The following is a 15,254-nucleotide window of genomic DNA, read 5'->3' on the forward strand; positions in this document are numbered from 1 at the left end:
TAAATATAACTAAAGCGGATTTAACGATCCGCTTTAGTTTTTTTTTAGAGAATTTATTATGGCAAACGAACCTACCAAATTAGATATATCCGATGAAATGATAGCTGAAAGGCGAGGTGGTTCAGGATCAATGCCTGACGATATGCCAAAATGGATGGCATTAACTATTACAAAAATTGATTTAGCAAGTAAGTGGATTGGTAATGTGGTTTGTTGGATCACCATCCCTTTAATATTTGCGATGGTTTATGAGGTTTTAGCAAGAAAACTTTTTAATGCTCCTACAATGTGGGCGTATGACATGAGTAGATTTATGTATGGAGCTCTATTCATGCTTGGTGCTGGTTATGCTTTATCAAAAGGTGTTCATATAAGAGCTGATTTTTTATACAGAAATTTTAAAACTAAAAACCAAGGTAGAATAGATTTCTGGTTATACCTTATATTTTATTTTCCTGGATTAAGCGTATTTTTGTATATGTCGACTGGGTTTTTACAAGAATCTATAATGAGAGGTGAAAAAGGGATGGACACTGCTTGGATGCCATATATGTGGCCAATTAAAGCATGTTTATTTTTAGGAATTATATTTTTATTAGTTCAAGGTGTATCTGAATTATTAAAAAGCTATTGGGCCGCAACTAAAGGTAAGTGGCCAGGAGAACAAAAATAATGTTAGCTGAATTTATGGATCCAGCTGTCTTAGGTTTCATTTTAATAGGAGTAATGTTGTTCTCTATTTTTGTAGGTTTTCCAATTTCATTTACTTTAATATTCCTTGGATTTGTTTTTGGATACCTTGGATTTGGTAAATTAGTATTTTATTTAATGACCCTGCAGTTTTCTATGGTCATGACAGAGCAAACTTTGGCCGCTGTTCCCCTCTTTGTTTTTATGGGAATTATGATGGAGCAGGCTGGTTTGATGGAGAGATTATTTTCAGCATTTCAGCTAATGCTTTCTAAAGTAAGAGGCTCTTTATATTATGCTGTTCTTTTTGTATCAGTTGTTTTTGCAGCTGCCACAGGAATTGTTGGTGCATCTGTAACTATACTTGGAATAATGGCAGCCAAATCTATGAATAAATCAGGTTATAATGTGAGATTGGCCGCTGGAACAATTACAGCTGGTGGTACACTGGGTATTCTAATACCACCAAGCATTATGTTAGTTGTGATGGGTCCAATAATGGAAATTCCAGTAACAGACCTCTTTGCTGCAGCAATTATTCCTGGAATATTATTAGCAACCTTATATGCGGCTTACACAACAATTAGATGTTGGATTGACCCAAGTCTTGGACCGGTTTTACCAGTAGAGTTGAGAGCTACTAGCATGAAAGCAGTTTGGATAGAATTCTTTCTAGGACTAGTTCCACCAGCCGCCTTAGTCTTCGCTGCGCTAGGAAGTATTTTATTTGGTTTTGCAACTCCAACTGAAGCTGCAGGCTGTGGTGCAATGGGATCCTTGCTTTTAGCGGTCGCTTATAGAAAATTAACTTTTAAAAAGTTACAAGAGGCTTTAGTTAAAACTCTAGAAATTTCAGCTTTGATAATGGTATTGGTTGCAGCATCAAATTTTTTTGGGGCAGTGTTTTCTAGATTAGGAACACCGATGCTTTTAACTGAATTTTTACTAAGTTTAGAAATGAATAGATATTTAATCCTTGGCATGATTATGGTTATAATTTTCTTATTAGGTTGGCCTTTAGAATGGGTACCAATAGTAATGATTATAGTTCCAATAATTATACCATTAGTTGAAGCTCTAGGATTTAATTTAACTTGGTTTGCTATACTTGTTGCAGTTAATCTGCAAACCGCATGGCTCTCACCACCTGTAGCTCTATCTGCTTATTTCTTAAAAGGTGTAGTTCCAGAATGGGATCTTAAAGATATTTATTATGGAATGATGCAATTTATGGTGATTCAAGTTATTGGACTTATTTTAATAATAGTATTTCCACAAATTGCTTTATGGCTACCAACCTATCTATATGGACAGTAGTATTTATTAGTTTATTATAAAACTAGTGAATCAAATCAAATCAAACAATGCTTTAATAAACTGGGAGTTAGTAAGTGTTAATCCCAATGACAAAAATTGGACTTGGAAAGAGTTATTTTATTTTTGGGGATGTAATATTCAAAGTGTAATTGCTTTTTCTTTAATTGCTTCTCTTTATTTAGTTTATGAACTTAATATATTTGTAGTTTTATTTGGTAGTTTAATTGCATCTATAATTGTTTATTTTTTCGCAAATTTAATCGGTAAACCCTCCCAAAAATATGGATTACCGTTTCCAGTAATTTTAAGAAGTGCTCTTGGAATTAATGGTGCTAAATATTTTGCTTTAACAAGAGGAATTGTTGGCATCTTTATGTTTGGCATTCAAACTTATTTTTTATCAAAACTTTTTAGTTATCTTATTAGAATTTCAATTTTTTCTATTGATAGCTCTTTTCTTGATGAAGATATTTTTTTAATTTTTATTTTAGGATTAAATTTAATTGATTGGACAGCTTTTATTTTTACAATTAGTTTACAGCTTTTTTTATTTAGCAAAAGCCATCAATTTAATAGAAGTATAATAAAATTTTCAGCAATTACTGTTTATAGTGGGATGTTAATATTTTTTTTAGTTGTATTGCTCTATGACGTTAAAGTTATAAGTTCAGCTTTTGTTGATATTTTTTCTATAAACAATCTATTTGATAGAACCAATATAGCTCCATTACTTGCTGTGGTTGGAACAGTTTTTGCATATTTTTCTGTTATAATTGTAAATTATGGAGACTTTAGCAGATATGTTAAAGACGAAAAGGAATTAAAAAAAGGTAACTTAAGTCTATTATTAAATTTATTATTATTTTCTTTTTTTACAGTTTTTATTGTCATCGGGGCAGATATTTTTTTAAATAAAAATTTAGAACTTATGGAAAGAATTTTAACAAACCCAACTGATATAGTGGGTAAGATCGGTAATATACAATTAACCGTGATTGTTTTATTTTTTATTATTTTTTCATCTGCTTCAACTAATTTAATTGCTAATTATATTCCAACTCAAAATTCACTAATAAATTTTATTCCAAGTGTTCTAAATTTAAGAAGTTCAGCAATCATAATTGGTTGTACTGGTTTTATAGTTGGTATTTTTTGGTTACCTTTATTAAGTCAGATCGGCATTTTAGCATTTATTGACACTCTAAGCTCTTTTTTTGGACCAATATTTGGACTTATAATTATTGACTATTACTTTGTTAAAGAAACTAATTTAGACAATAGACAAATTTTTTCATCAAATACTGAAGGGCTATATTTTTATTCAAATGGTTGGAATTTAAGAGGTCTTTATTCTTTGTTTTTAGGCTTTATCTTTTCCGCTTCTACAATTTGGAATGAAAGCTTAATGAGTTTTCATTCTTATTCTTGGATAATTGGCACTTTTATCTCTTCTTTAACCTATTATCTTATTGCTAATAAAAAATCTTAATGCATCAATTTGATCTTAAAAATAGAACTGCAATAATTACTGGTGGCGCCCAAGGTTTCGGTCTAGATATTGCAAAGAGATTTTTAAATTCTGGCGTAAAAACTATAATCTGGGATATTGATGAAAAAGAATTACAAAAAGCTGTAAAAGAAATAAACAATCCAAACCTTGCATATAATGTAGTGGATGTATCTAATTTTAGTAATGTTAAAAATACCGTAGACCAAATAACAAAAATATCTAATATTGACATTTTAATTAATAATGCTGGTATTACTGGCTCAACCTCATCTCTGTGGGACTACGATGTTGATGAATGGAATAAGATAGTTCAGATTAATTTAATGGGCACTTTTAATTGCTGCAAATGCATTGTTCCCAATATGATCAAGAATAACTATGGAAGAATTGTTAACGTTGCTTCAGTTGCTGGCAAAGATGGCAACGCAAATGCGAGCGCTTATAGTTCAGCAAAAGCAGGGGCTATTGGTCTGACTAAATCACTAGGTAAAGAATTAGCCGATAAAAATATTGCTGTTAATGCAATAACGCCAGCTGGTGCAAAAACTAGAATCTTAGACCAAATGTCAAAAGAACACGTAGCTAGGATGTTGTCAAAAGTTCCAAGAGGAAGATTTTTAGAAATTGAAGAGTTTACTTCATTAGTTTGTTGGTTATCTTCTGAAGAAAATTCATTTTCTACAGCAGCAGTATTTGATATTAGTGGCGGTAGATCTACTTATTAAGCTTATTTAAGGTTATTTTGGTCTCAGTCTTGTAAATTTTTTGTTCTTTAGAAATTACAGGTGCAAGCAGTATTACCGACCAATAGATTAAAAGGACAAATATAGAAATTATTTTCATAACATTAGAATTAATACCTAAAGTTGATTTTTAAATGTTTAAATTTTGTTCAAATATTGTTTTTTGAAATACAATAGCTATATAGACTGCAATGATAAAAAATTTTTTAATTTTATTTCTAACATTAATTCTATTTTCAACCAGTACTGTTGCTGAAAATATTAGGGTATTTGATTTTACAGACGAAGAGTTCAAGAATCTACAAATAAAAAAAGTCAAAGGAGAAACCAAATGGACACTCGGGTCTAATGAAAATGGTGCTTATATCAAAGCTGAAGCTGAAGGAGTAGGCTCAGGACTCGGTAGGGAAATAGAAATAGATTTAAATAAAACACCATTTATAAATATTACTTGGAAAGTTGAAAAAGACCTTTCAGGGATAATTGAAAATAGTAAAAAAGGTCATGATTATGCAGCACGTGTTTTTGTAATTAAAAAAACAGGAGCAACACCCCTGTCAAATAGAGCAATTAACTATGTATTTTCAAGCAATAATATAATTGATCAAAATTGGCCTAGTCCGTACACAAAAAAATCTATTGACTATGTTTTATCTACTACAATCGACAAACCTAATACATGGGTTACAGTTAAAGCTAATGTTAAAGAAGATTTTATGAAGTTACATGGTTTAGATGTCGATAATATTTCAGGTGTAGCAATAATGACTGATACCGATAATTCAAAACTAAAAGCAATATCGTATTATCAAAACATTTATTTTTCAGATAAATAAATTTGATTTAAAGTTTTTTTTTAAGAAACATACTCATTAACGACAAAAGTACAGCAACAACCACATCTTCTAATGGTGTTGCTCTAGGCACCATAAAATTCCAAGCTATAACGGTAGTTAGCCAAATTATATAAACTTTCATTATTATTATTATATCTTACTTTGATGTTAAAAATCATTTTTTTTGTTAGTATACTTACATGCATGAAAATTTTTTTTATGATTTAAAAGTTTATTACGAAGACACAGATGTGGGTGGTGTAGTTTATTATGCAAATTATCTAAAATTTCTTGAAAGAGCTAGAACTGAAGCTTTAGTCGAACTTGGTTTTAGTAATAAAAAGATAAAAGAAAAATTTGGAGCTTTAATAATAGTAAAGTCATGCAATATAGAATACATAAAACCCTCATATCTTGAAGATCAACTTAAAGTGAGATCTTTTATAAAGTCAGTTACAAAAACCTCTTTTTTTATGAATCAATTTATTAGTAGGGATGAAGATTTGATAACAGAAGCTAAAGTTCATTTGGTCTTTGTTAATGAAGAGGGAAAACCCATGAAAATTCCAGGAAGTTTATTTGAAGATTTAAAACCTTATTTTTGTGACAGTATTAAAGTTTAAATAATTTTTTAGCTTTTCTTAATAATGAAATCATTTTTTTTGTATTAATAACTTTAGTATTTACATTTCTTGGACTCGGATGATAGCTTGCAATTAAAGTCCTCCCATCTGGCAACTTATATTTTGCTCCATGCTTGAATTTTAATTTTTTTTCAAATTTATAACTTTTATTATAAAATTTAATGCAATTATCAAAAGCTATCTTTCCTAGAGTTAAAATTACCTTCAATTTTTTTAAATTTTTAATTTCATAATCAAAATAACTTGAACAATTATCCAACTCACTTTTTAAGGGCTTATCTTCTGGGGGAACACACTTCAGTATGTTTGTGATGTAAGTATTTTTTAATTTTAAACCATCATTGATGTTTGTAGATTTAGGTTGATTTGAAATTTGAACTTTATAGAGACAATTAAATAAAAAATCACCCGACTTATCTCCAGTAAAAGCTCTACCTGTTCTTGTTCCTCCATGTGCTGCAGGAGCAAGTCCAATAATCATTAATTTGCCATTAATGTCACCAAACCCGGGCACAGGTTTTCCCCAATAAATTTCGTTAATATTTTGCTTTCTTTTGTCTATTGAAATTTTTTTACTATAACTAATTAAGCGAGGACATTTTTTACATTTAATTATTGAATTATTTATTTTTTCGAACTTAATAGTCATTCATGAAACTTATTAAAATTGTAATATTTTTACTTATATCTTTCAATCTACCATTTAAAACTTATTCTAACACAAACATTGAAAATATTTTAAAGGACGGGGGAAAATTAATATTTGTGAGACATGCTTATGCCCCTGGAGGAGGAGATCCTAGCAATTTTGATGTAACCGATTGTTCCACCCAAAGGAATTTAAATGAAGAGGGTATCGTTCAATCTGTAAATTTAGGAATTTTTTTTACAAAAAATCAAATAAAGGTTGATAAAGTTTTATCTAGTGAATGGTGTAGATGCAAACAAACAGCTGAATATGCTTTTAAAAAATTTGAAACAAAAAGCTTTTTAAATTCTTTTTTTAGTGAAAAATTTTCAAAAAATAAAACCAAACAAATCAATGAACTAAAAGAATATGTAAATGAATGGAATAGTAGTAAAAATTTAGTTTTAATTACCCATTATGTTACAATCTTAGAAGTTACGAATACTGCTGTTTCATCTGGTGAAATGGTAATTACTGATAAAAATTTTAACGTTTTACAAAGACAAAAAATTTCGATTAATTAAAGTTTATTTTATTAGGAATAAATATAGAATAAAATAATGTCATCAAAAAAAGCAATGAAGTTAGCTCAAAAACAAGCATTTGCTAAACATAGAAGTAATATTACAAGCAATAGACCTATTCCAAAAAAAACTAATTTTATAAGTAAGTTAAATAAAAAAAATAAAAAATCTTAACTTTCTTTAACAAATACCTCAACTTTTTTGCAAGTAGATATTTTTGATATACCTTCTTCTCCGTTAATTACTGTTTTGATATTTATTATTGGACTATCTTTTTTAAACATAAGTTGAGTGTAGAACTGTGGATAGCCAACTTTATCAGTATAAATTAGATCTGATTCTTCATAAATAAATCTTTCTACTGAACCTTCTTGTTTCACACTTAGATCAGTAGACTTATATTTTTTAAATGTCTTATTGTCATATATATAATTTCTAATCATTAATGATTTTTCAAAGTTTAAAATATATTCATTTTTAATAAACCCATCTTTTAGGTTTTTGCAACCAGTCAAATGCATTATTTCTGAAATAGATACTGATTGAATGCTAATAAAAAAAAATAAAAAATAAATTATTTTAGTTTGTAAACTATTTTTTTTCATACTTATCAGCATGGAGTAGGGCAACTAGCAGAATGGCTGTCCAACCAATACCAATGAAAGCTTTGGGCCCTGTTTCCGCACTCCATAAATCTAGCACTAAAGCACCAAATATAAGTCCTACTATATAAATTATAATAGCTAATGTTGATTTACTCATTATTTAAAACCTTTTTATATAAAGAAATACCATTCTCTATTTTATGTTTGTATGAATCTTTAAAGCTCTCAAGCTGCCAACCGTTAAGTCTTTGTTGAATGTTAATTAAATTATCTTGTTTCCATTGATTAGTAGTACTGTCTAATTTCCACATTTTTTTTTCTTCGTTGTTTCTACCGCAACCGTAACAATACCCTGTTTTGGGATCGGTTTTGCATATACTGATGCAGGGTGAAATTATCATTTTTATAAATTATTACTAAATCACATGATTATTAATATATTTTATAATTATTGTCATTGGACAAATGATATCAATAATATATAAAACCCCACAAGATTGTGGGCGAATGGCGGAATTGGTAGACGCGCTGGTCTTAGGAACCAGTATCGCAAGATGTGAAGGTTCGAGTCCTTTTTCGCCTACCAAAAAGTTATAAAAATTATGAAAGTAACAGTAGAGAATATAAAAGGTTTAAATAAGGACATTAAAGTTTTCATAGATAAAAAAACTATGAGTACTCATATGGACGCAAAGTATGAAGAAATTAAAGGGACTGTTAATTTAAAAGGCTTTAGACCAGGAAAAGTTCCCAAAGAAATTCTTAAAAGACAATTTGGCCAAGCAATTTTTAGTGAAGTTTTAGACAAGGTTTTAAAAGAAACCTCCACCAAGGCATTAGAAGATAATAAAATAAAACCAGCAGGCCAACCAAAACTTGATTTAAAAACCTATGGAGAAGATAAGGATTTAGAATATGTGATTTCTGTAACAGAACTTCCAAAAGTTGAACTTAAGTCTGTTGAAAATATAAAATTTGATGAATATTCAGTTAAAATTGATAATTCAGAAACAGATAAGAGAATTAATGAAATCGCCAAAAGTCAGAATAACTTTAAAGATGTTGCTGATGGAACAAAAGCTTTAAAAGAAAATTTGGTTATTTTTGATTATAAAGCAACAATTGATGGTAAAGAATTTACTGGTGGTGAAGGTAAAAATACTCAATTAATACTTGGAAAAGATTTATTTATTAAAGGATTTGATGACCAATTAATTGGCGTCAAAAAAAACGATGAAAAAGTTGTAGAGGCTACACTACCTGAAAATTACCCTCATAAAGAATTTGCTAATAAAAAAGCTAGTTTTACATGCAAGATTATATCTGTAAGAAAATCTGAAGAAGTAAAAATAAATGACGAATTTGCAAAAAATTTAGGAGCTAAAGACTTGGCTGATTTAAAAATTTTAGTATCTAAGCAAATTAATGATGAATATAAAAATTCTTTAGGTAGGTTGGCTAAAACACAAATTCTTAAAGAAATTGAAAATTTTAAAGTCGATGAAATTCCTGAAAATCTTTTAGAGGAAGAGGTTAAAATCTTATCACAAGGCATGAGTGAGGAAGACTCTAAAAAAAGTAGAAAAAAATTTGAAGAAATAGCTAAAAAAAGAATTAAAGTTGGATTAATTTTGAATGAGTTTGGTGAGCAAAACAAAATTAAAGTTACAGAGCAAGAAATACAAGCCGAGGTACAAAAACAACTTAGAATGATGCCAGGTCAAGAAAAAATGGTTATGGAATTTTATCAAAAAAATCCCTCAGCTTTGGCTAGCCTAAGAGGAACAGTATATGAAGAAAAAATAATTGATGTAATTAAATCAAAAGCAAAACCTAATAAAAAAGAAATAAGCAAAGACGAAGCTGAAAAAATACTAAAAGAACATCAAAGGCAAGAGAATGATCATAATCACGATCATGATCATGAAGATTCACAAAAAAAAGTAGCACCCAAAAAAGCTGCACCTAAAAAAACTGCACCAAAAAAAGCAGCAACTAAGCCCACAAAAACAAAAAAAGCTGCACCAAAAAAAGTTAGCAAAAAGTAATCACAAGTTGTATAACTGATAAGAATCAACTTATGACAACAAATTTTTCTGATCAAATGAATACATTAGTCCCTATGGTTGTGGAACAATCTAACAAGGGTGAAAGAGCTTATGATATTTATTCAAGACTTTTAAAAGAAAGAATAATTTTTTTAGTTGGACCAATTAATGATAACGTAGCGTCTCTTGTTACTGCACAACTTTTATTTTTAGAATCTGAGGATCCAAAAAAAGAAATTAATTTATATATTAATAGTCCAGGCGGTCTAGTAACTGCTGGTCTAGGTATTTATGATACTATGCAATACATCAAACCAGATGTTTCAACTTTATGCATTGGTCAGGCTGCTTCAATGGGATCTTTTCTTTTAGCTGCTGGAAAAAAAGGTAAAAGGTTTTCTCTACCTAATTCTAGAATTATGGTTCACCAACCATCTGCAGGTTTTCAAGGTCAAGCTACAGATATTGAAATTCATGCAAATGAAGTCTTGGCACTTAAAAAAAGACTTAATGAAATTTACTCAAAGCACACTGGCAAATCAGTAGATGATATTAAAAAAGCTCTTGAAAGAGATAATTTTATGACCCCTGATATTGCTAAAGACTTTGGTTTAGTAGATGAAGTAGTAGAGAACAGATCTTAAACCACAATATCTTGAAAATTATTAAGTACATACTTGATTAGTATGAGTCATCTATATTAAAGTAACAATGATGATTCGTTTATAAATTATGAGCACAAATAATAAAAATATTCTTTACTGTTCTTTCTGTGGCAAGAGCCAACATGAAGTTAGAAAATTAATTGCTGGTCCTACAGTTTTTATCTGTGATGAGTGTGTTGAACTTTGTATGGATATTATAAAAGAAGAAAGCAAAGACTCAATTGTAAAACATCAAGATGGATTACCATCGCCAAAAGAAATTTGCACAGTATTAGATGATTATGTAATTGGACAGTCTCATGCAAAAAAAGTTTTGTCTGTAGCGGTGCACAATCACTACAAAAGATTAAACTATGAAAACAAGACTAATAAAACTGTTGAACTATCAAAATCTAATATTCTACTAGTGGGTCCTACAGGTTGTGGTAAAACTTTATTAGCACAAACTTTGGCTAGAATACTTGATGTTCCTTTCACAATGGCTGATGCAACCACTCTTACAGAAGCTGGTTATGTTGGTGAAGATGTTGAAAACATTATTTTAAAATTATTACAAGCAGCTGATTATAATGTAGAAAAAGCACAACGTGGAATTGTCTACATTGATGAAGTAGATAAGATTAGTAGAAAATCTGAGAACCCTTCAATTACAAGAGATGTTTCTGGTGAAGGTGTTCAGCAAGCTCTTTTAAAGATTATGGAAGGAACAGTCGCGAGTGTTCCACCTCAAGGAGGTAGAAAGCACCCTCAACAAGAATTTTTACAAGTTGATACTACAAATATATTATTTATTTGTGGTGGCGCTTTTGCTGGTTTAGATAAAATTATCTCACAAAGAGACAAGGGAACCTCTATTGGTTTTGGTGCGAATGTTAAAAAAACTGATGATAAAAAAACTGGTGAATGGATGAAAACGTTAGAACCTGAAGATTTATTGAAATATGGTTTGATACCAGAGTTTATTGGAAGATTACCAATGATAGCTACACTAGAAGATTTAGATGAGAAATCTTTAATCAAAATATTACAAGAACCAAAAAATTCTTTAATCAAACAATATCAAGAATTATTTAAATTAGATGGTGCTAAATTAAGCTTTAAAGAAAATGCAGTAAAAGAAATTGCACAAAAAGCAATCACCAAAAAAACTGGTGCCAGAGGACTGAGATCGATCTTAGAAAATATTTTATTAAAGACCATGTATGATTTACCTAGTCAGGATAATGTTGAAGAAGTGATAGTAGATGCTAGTGCGGCTAAAGGTCTATCGCAACCCATCATTGTTCATTCAAAAAATAATACAAAAACAAAGATGGACAAAACGTCTGCCGCTTAATTCAACGTTAATAACTAATAAATAGCTATTGCAAATTTTTTTTTAATATCCATATTTAGATCATGGACGTTAAAATTGAAAAACCTTTATTACCTTTAAGAGATATAGTGGTGTTTCCAAATATGGTAATCCCTTTATTTGTTGGAAGAGATAAATCAATTGCAGCTCTAAATGAAGTAATGAAAAAGGATAAAAAGATTATTCTTGTTACTCAAAAAAATTCAGAAATAGATGATCCCAAAAAAACAGATATATTTATGTATGGCTGTGAAGGTAATATACTTCAATTATTAAAATTACCGGATGGAACAGTTAAAGTTTTAGTAGAGGGAAGTAAAAGAGTTAAGATACTAGATTTTAAAGATAATGAAAAATTTATAGTTTGTGAGTACGCTCATCATCATGATGTAGTGTCTAAAGATGAAGACTTAGTACCTTTAGCTATGACTGCGGTAAGAAGATTGGAAAAACTTACTTCAATTAATAAAAAAGTTTCAACAGAGACAATCAATAATATCAAAAAATTAACTGATGCATCTCATATTGCTGATAATATTGCCTCACACTTAACAGCTACCATTTTGGAAAAACAACAAATTTTTGAGACTATAGATGTAAAGAAGAGATTAAATTCCATTGTCAAAATCATGGAAAATGAAACTAGCATAATCGGAGTTGAAAAGAGAATTAGAGGTAGAGTTAAAACTCAAATGGAGAAAACTCAAAGAGAATATTATTTGAATGAGCAACTTAAGGCAATTCAAAAAGAGTTAGGTGAAATTGAAGATGGTAAAGATGAAACATCTAGTCTGAATAAATCTATTATTAAGGCAAAAATGCCTAAAGATGTAGAAAAAAAATGTTTGGCAGAGTTAAAAAAATTAAAAAATATGAGCCCAATGTCTGCTGAAGCAACTGTGATTAGAAATTATCTTGATTGGATGATAGAGCTTCCATGGTATAAAAAAAGTGAAGTTGATATTGATCTTAAAAAAGCATTATCAGTATTGGATGCTGATCATTTTGGTTTAGAAAAAGTAAAAGAGAGAATTGTAGAATTTTTAGCTGTCCAAAAAAGAATGGATAAAATTAAAGGACCTATATTATGCTTAGTTGGACCTCCAGGTGTTGGAAAAACTTCTTTAGGTAAATCAATTGCAAAAGCAACTAATAGAGAATTTGTAAGAGTATCTGTTGGAGGAATGCGTGATGAGGCTGAAATTAGAGGGCATAGAAGAACTTATATTGGTTCATTACCTGGTAAAATTATTCAAATGATGAAGAAAGCAGGAACTAAAAACCCTTTAATTCTTCTAGATGAAATTGATAAAATTGGCAATGACTATAGAGGTGACCCCTCATCAGCATTATTAGAAGCATTGGACCCTGAACAAAACTCAACATTTAATGATCACTATCTAGAAGTTGATTATGATTTATCTGATGTAATGTTTGTCACAACAGCTAATACACTAAACATATTACCACCATTACTAGATAGAATGGAAGTTATAAGGTTAGCTGGTTATACAGAGGATGAAAAAATTAATATAGCAAACAATTACCTCTTACCAAAACAGATAAAAGACAATGGTGTTAAAGAAAATGAAATGACTTTATCTGATGATATAATTAAAGAAATTATCAGAAGTTATACCAAAGAGTCTGGTGTTAGAAACTTAGAAAGAGAAATTTCAAAAGTTGCACGTAAGGTTGTAAAAAAAGTTGTTTCTGGTGAAGAAAAACAGGTTAAAGTAGATTTAAAAAATCTTCATGATTTCCTAGGAATACAAAAATTTAAATTCGGTGAGCTTGAGATAAAAGATAAAATTGGTGTTGTAACTGGTTTAGCATGGACTGAATATGGTGGAGAAATACTTAAGATTGAAACTGTTGTTATGCCTGGAAAGGGTAGAATGCAAATTACTGGAAAACTGGGAGATGTAATGCAAGAGTCAATCAAAGCTGCTAAATCATTTATAAGATCTAAGAGTTTAGATTATGGAATTATTCCTCCATTATTTGAAAAGAAAGACTTTCATATTCACGTTCCTGAAGGAGCAACTCCTAAAGATGGTCCTTCTGCAGGTATAGGTATGGTTACTTCAATTGTTTCAGCAATTACAAAAATTCCTGTTAGAAGAGATGTTGCAATGACTGGAGAAGTTACTTTAACAGGACAAGTTTTACCTATCGGTGGACTTAAAGAAAAACTTTTAGCTGCTCATAGAGCTGGAATCAAACAGGTCGTTATACCTAAAGAGAATGAAAAAGATTTAGTAGATATGCCAAAGAAGATTATTGACGATATAAAAATTACTCCAGTCGAATATGCAGACGAGGTATTAAAAATAGCTTTAACTAAAGAATTGAAAAGAGTTGAGTGGGTTGAAGTTGAACAAATTTCTAAATCTGACGATAAATCTCAAGCCAGTATTCAATAATTACCAATTTACATTATCTATTCGTTGATGTATTAGTAGCGCTTGTTTTGGGCGGTTAGCTCAGTTGGTAGAGCATCTCGTTTACACCGAGGGGGTCAAAGGTTCGAGTCCTTTACTGCCCACCAAAACAACTAAAGTGGGGGTGTAGCTCAGTTGGTTAGAGCGATCGCCTGTCACGCGATAGGTCGAGGGTTCGAGTCCCTTCACTCCCGCCACTTTTCTTAATATTGACTGTTAATAGTGTCAAAATTGCCCCTTATGCACACTTCAAGAAGTTAAAAAAACTGCTATATAGATTTCATGCTTTCAGAGTTTTTAAAAGATTATCTGCCTATTATAATATTTTTGATTATTGCACTTGGTTTAAGTGGGGCTTTTGTAGTTGTTAATTTGATACTTTCTCCAAAACATCCAGACCCTGAAAAGTTATCAGCTTACGAATGTGGTTTTGAACCCTTTGAAGACTCAAGAATGAAATTTGATGTTAGATTTTATTTAGTTGCAATTTTATTTATTATTTTTGACTTAGAAATCGCTTTTCTTTTTCCATGGGCAATTAGTCTTGGAGCTATTGGAGGTTTGGGTTTTACTTCCATGATGATCTTTTTATTCATTTTAACAGTAGGATTTATTTATGAATGGAAAAAAGGTGCATTAGATTGGGAATAATAATTTAGATTATGGATTTGAATAAAAAAAATAATGAAATACCCGAAGAGTTTAAAAAGCTCTCTGAGGATTTTAGTAAAAATGGTTTTATAACCACATCTCTAGATAATCTTATCAATTGGTCAAGAGCTGGATCATTACATTGGATGACTTTTGGTCTAGCTTGTTGTGCTGTCGAAATGATGCAAACAGCTATGCCTAGATATGATTTAGAAAGATTTGGTGCAGCACCAAGAGGATCACCAAGACAATCTGACGTCATGATTGTAGCTGGAACATTGACAAATAAAATGGCACCAGCGCTAAGAAAGGTTTATGATCAAATGCCAGAACCAAGATATGTTATATCAATGGGAAGCTGTGCAAATGGAGGAGGTTATTATCATTATTCTTATTCTGTAGTTAGAGGTTGTGATAAAATTGTACCTGTTGATGTTTATGTTCCAGGATGCCCACCATCTGCAGAGGCTTTATTATATGGAATTATGCAATTGCAGAAAAAAATTAGAAACAAAGGCTCTTTCGAAAGATAATA

General features: G+C 30.2%; 19 protein-coding genes and 3 tRNA genes. 17 read left to right on the forward strand and 5 right to left on the reverse strand.

What is annotated here, in order from left to right; translation table 11 throughout:
• Positions 1-58 precede the first annotated feature (58 nt).
• The 5 genes from AC5SL8_RS02245 (at position 59) to AC5SL8_RS02265 (ending at position 5,096) form a co-directional block, all read left to right on the forward strand.
• Entirely contained in the window at positions 59-673 is a 615-nt protein-coding gene (locus AC5SL8_RS02245) for a TRAP transporter small permease subunit (RefSeq protein WP_494572639.1), read from the forward strand.
• Positions 673-2,007: a TRAP transporter large permease gene (locus AC5SL8_RS02250; RefSeq protein WP_494572638.1), complete on the forward strand. Its 1,335-nt coding sequence runs from the start codon at positions 673-675 to the stop codon at positions 2,005-2,007. The genes AC5SL8_RS02245 and AC5SL8_RS02250 overlap by 1 nt, the downstream gene beginning before the upstream one ends.
• A 25-nt stretch (positions 2,008-2,032) precedes the next feature.
• Positions 2,033-3,496: a cytosine permease gene (locus AC5SL8_RS02255; protein WP_494580512.1), complete on the forward strand. Its 1,464-nt coding sequence runs from the start codon at positions 2,033-2,035 to the stop codon at positions 3,494-3,496.
• A complete protein-coding gene (locus AC5SL8_RS02260; RefSeq protein WP_494572636.1) occupies positions 3,496-4,242 on the forward strand; it encodes an SDR family NAD(P)-dependent oxidoreductase in 747 nt (248 codons plus the stop codon). Before AC5SL8_RS02255 ends, AC5SL8_RS02260 begins: the two co-directional genes overlap by 1 nt.
• A 209-nt stretch (positions 4,243-4,451) precedes the next feature.
• The gene (locus AC5SL8_RS02265; RefSeq protein ID WP_494580514.1) at positions 4,452-5,096 is read left to right on the forward strand and encodes a DUF3047 domain-containing protein; all 645 of its coding nucleotides are present in this window, start codon (positions 4,452-4,454) and stop codon (positions 5,094-5,096) included.
• Between the two features lie 7 nt (positions 5,097-5,103).
• Here the strand turns inward: AC5SL8_RS02265 and AC5SL8_RS02270 are convergent, their stop codons facing one another.
• Entirely contained in the window at positions 5,104-5,238 is a 135-nt protein-coding gene (locus AC5SL8_RS02270; protein WP_494580516.1) for a hypothetical protein, read from the reverse strand.
• Positions 5,239-5,296: 58 nt separating this feature from the next.
• On the opposite strand from AC5SL8_RS02270, the gene AC5SL8_RS02275 reads away from it, so the two are divergent.
• On the forward strand, positions 5,297-5,719 hold the full coding sequence (locus AC5SL8_RS02275; protein ID WP_494580518.1) for a YbgC/FadM family acyl-CoA thioesterase: 423 nt from the start codon (positions 5,297-5,299) through the stop codon (positions 5,717-5,719).
• On the opposite strand, the gene AC5SL8_RS02280 is transcribed toward AC5SL8_RS02275, so the two are convergent.
• Positions 5,709-6,389 (reverse strand): uracil-DNA glycosylase, encoded by a 681-nt coding sequence (locus AC5SL8_RS02280; RefSeq protein ID WP_494580520.1) that lies wholly within the window; start codon positions 6,387-6,389, stop codon positions 5,709-5,711. The two genes, AC5SL8_RS02275 and AC5SL8_RS02280, sit on opposite strands and share 11 nt — an antisense overlap.
• A 2-nt stretch (positions 6,390-6,391) precedes the next feature.
• Between AC5SL8_RS02280 and AC5SL8_RS02285 the strand changes: the two genes are divergently transcribed.
• Positions 6,392-6,952: a histidine phosphatase family protein gene (locus AC5SL8_RS02285; RefSeq protein ID WP_494580522.1), complete on the forward strand. Its 561-nt coding sequence runs from the start codon at positions 6,392-6,394 to the stop codon at positions 6,950-6,952.
• 36 nt (positions 6,953-6,988) lie between these two features.
• Positions 6,989-7,126, forward strand: a complete 138-nt coding sequence (locus AC5SL8_RS02290; protein WP_494572630.1) for a hypothetical protein — start codon at positions 6,989-6,991, stop codon at positions 7,124-7,126.
• On the opposite strand, the gene AC5SL8_RS02295 is transcribed toward AC5SL8_RS02290, so the two are convergent.
• Genes AC5SL8_RS02295 through AC5SL8_RS02305 form a run of 3 tightly spaced genes read right to left on the reverse strand, consistent with a single transcriptional unit; the run spans position 7,123 to position 7,958 of the window.
• Positions 7,123-7,557 carry a hypothetical protein gene (locus AC5SL8_RS02295; RefSeq protein WP_494580524.1) on the reverse strand — a complete coding sequence of 145 codons (435 nt, stop codon included), beginning with the start codon at positions 7,555-7,557 and terminating at the stop codon, positions 7,123-7,125. The genes AC5SL8_RS02290 and AC5SL8_RS02295 overlap by 4 nt on opposite strands.
• On the reverse strand, positions 7,544-7,714 hold the full coding sequence (locus AC5SL8_RS02300; protein WP_494580526.1) for a hypothetical protein: 171 nt from the start codon (positions 7,712-7,714) through the stop codon (positions 7,544-7,546). The genes AC5SL8_RS02295 and AC5SL8_RS02300 overlap by 14 nt, the downstream gene beginning before the upstream one ends.
• Positions 7,707-7,958: a DUF1289 domain-containing protein gene (locus AC5SL8_RS02305; RefSeq protein ID WP_494580528.1), complete on the reverse strand. Its 252-nt coding sequence runs from the start codon at positions 7,956-7,958 to the stop codon at positions 7,707-7,709. Before AC5SL8_RS02305 ends, AC5SL8_RS02300 begins: the two co-directional genes overlap by 8 nt.
• Before the next feature lie 100 nt (positions 7,959-8,058).
• Here AC5SL8_RS02305 and AC5SL8_RS02310 point away from each other — a divergent pair.
• From AC5SL8_RS02310 to AC5SL8_RS02350, 9 genes are all read left to right on the forward strand, one after another.
• A tRNA-Leu gene (locus tag AC5SL8_RS02310) sits at positions 8,059-8,143 on the forward strand.
• Between the two features lie 16 nt (positions 8,144-8,159).
• Positions 8,160-9,605, forward strand: a complete 1,446-nt coding sequence (gene tig, locus AC5SL8_RS02315; protein WP_494580530.1) for a trigger factor — start codon at positions 8,160-8,162, stop codon at positions 9,603-9,605.
• Between the two features lie 32 nt (positions 9,606-9,637).
• Entirely contained in the window at positions 9,638-10,249 is a 612-nt protein-coding gene (gene clpP, locus AC5SL8_RS02320; RefSeq protein WP_494580532.1) for an ATP-dependent Clp endopeptidase proteolytic subunit ClpP, read from the forward strand.
• An 88-nt stretch (positions 10,250-10,337) separates the two neighbouring features.
• Positions 10,338-11,606, forward strand: a complete 1,269-nt coding sequence (gene clpX, locus AC5SL8_RS02325; RefSeq protein ID WP_494580534.1) for an ATP-dependent Clp protease ATP-binding subunit ClpX — start codon at positions 10,338-10,340, stop codon at positions 11,604-11,606.
• A gap of 62 nt (positions 11,607-11,668) precedes the next feature.
• Positions 11,669-14,050, forward strand: a complete 2,382-nt coding sequence (lon, locus tag AC5SL8_RS02330; RefSeq protein WP_494580536.1) for an endopeptidase La — start codon at positions 11,669-11,671, stop codon at positions 14,048-14,050.
• 49 nt (positions 14,051-14,099) lie between these two features.
• Positions 14,100-14,175, forward strand: a tRNA-Val gene (locus AC5SL8_RS02335).
• Between the two features lie 13 nt (positions 14,176-14,188).
• A tRNA-Asp gene (locus AC5SL8_RS02340) sits at positions 14,189-14,265 on the forward strand.
• An 85-nt stretch (positions 14,266-14,350) separates the two neighbouring features.
• Complete coding sequence (locus tag AC5SL8_RS02345) at positions 14,351-14,719, forward strand: NADH-quinone oxidoreductase subunit A (protein WP_494580538.1); 369 nt, start codon at positions 14,351-14,353, stop codon at positions 14,717-14,719.
• A gap of 11 nt (positions 14,720-14,730) precedes the next feature.
• Positions 14,731-15,252, forward strand: coding sequence for a NuoB/complex I 20 kDa subunit family protein (locus AC5SL8_RS02350; protein ID WP_494580540.1), 522 nt, complete (start codon positions 14,731-14,733; stop codon positions 15,250-15,252).
• Positions 15,253-15,254 lie beyond the last annotated feature (2 nt).

The sequence above is a fragment of the Candidatus Pelagibacter sp. PS_41 genome (assembly GCF_059417725.1).

Coding starts and splice junctions, on each gene's coding strand:
- tig (WP_494580530.1), top strand. CDS start 8,160: ATGAAAGTAACAGTAGAGAATATAAAAGGTTTAAATAAGGACATTAAA.
- clpP (WP_494580532.1), top strand. CDS start 9,638: ATGACAACAAATTTTTCTGATCAAATGAATACATTAGTCCCTATGGTT.
- AC5SL8_RS02285 (WP_494580522.1), top strand. CDS start 6,392: ATGAAACTTATTAAAATTGTAATATTTTTACTTATATCTTTCAATCTA.
- AC5SL8_RS02290 (WP_494572630.1), top strand. CDS start 6,989: ATGTCATCAAAAAAAGCAATGAAGTTAGCTCAAAAACAAGCATTTGCT.
- AC5SL8_RS02305 (WP_494580528.1), bottom strand. CDS start 7,958: ATGATAATTTCACCCTGCATCAGTATATGCAAAACCGATCCCAAAACA.
- AC5SL8_RS02295 (WP_494580524.1), bottom strand. CDS start 7,557: ATGAAAAAAAATAGTTTACAAACTAAAATAATTTATTTTTTATTTTTT.
- AC5SL8_RS02280 (WP_494580520.1), bottom strand. CDS start 6,389: ATGACTATTAAGTTCGAAAAAATAAATAATTCAATAATTAAATGTAAA.
- clpX (WP_494580534.1), top strand. CDS start 10,338: ATGAGCACAAATAATAAAAATATTCTTTACTGTTCTTTCTGTGGCAAG.
- AC5SL8_RS02250 (WP_494572638.1), top strand. CDS start 673: ATGTTAGCTGAATTTATGGATCCAGCTGTCTTAGGTTTCATTTTAATA.
- AC5SL8_RS02345 (WP_494580538.1), top strand. CDS start 14,351: ATGCTTTCAGAGTTTTTAAAAGATTATCTGCCTATTATAATATTTTTG.
- AC5SL8_RS02245 (WP_494572639.1), top strand. CDS start 59: ATGGCAAACGAACCTACCAAATTAGATATATCCGATGAAATGATAGCT.
- AC5SL8_RS02300 (WP_494580526.1), bottom strand. CDS start 7,714: ATGAGTAAATCAACATTAGCTATTATAATTTATATAGTAGGACTTATA.
- AC5SL8_RS02265 (WP_494580514.1), top strand. CDS start 4,452: ATGATAAAAAATTTTTTAATTTTATTTCTAACATTAATTCTATTTTCA.
- AC5SL8_RS02350 (WP_494580540.1), top strand. CDS start 14,731: ATGGATTTGAATAAAAAAAATAATGAAATACCCGAAGAGTTTAAAAAG.
- lon (WP_494580536.1), top strand. CDS start 11,669: ATGGACGTTAAAATTGAAAAACCTTTATTACCTTTAAGAGATATAGTG.
- AC5SL8_RS02275 (WP_494580518.1), top strand. CDS start 5,297: ATGCATGAAAATTTTTTTTATGATTTAAAAGTTTATTACGAAGACACA.
- AC5SL8_RS02260 (WP_494572636.1), top strand. CDS start 3,496: ATGCATCAATTTGATCTTAAAAATAGAACTGCAATAATTACTGGTGGC.
- AC5SL8_RS02270 (WP_494580516.1), bottom strand. CDS start 5,238: ATGAAAGTTTATATAATTTGGCTAACTACCGTTATAGCTTGGAATTTT.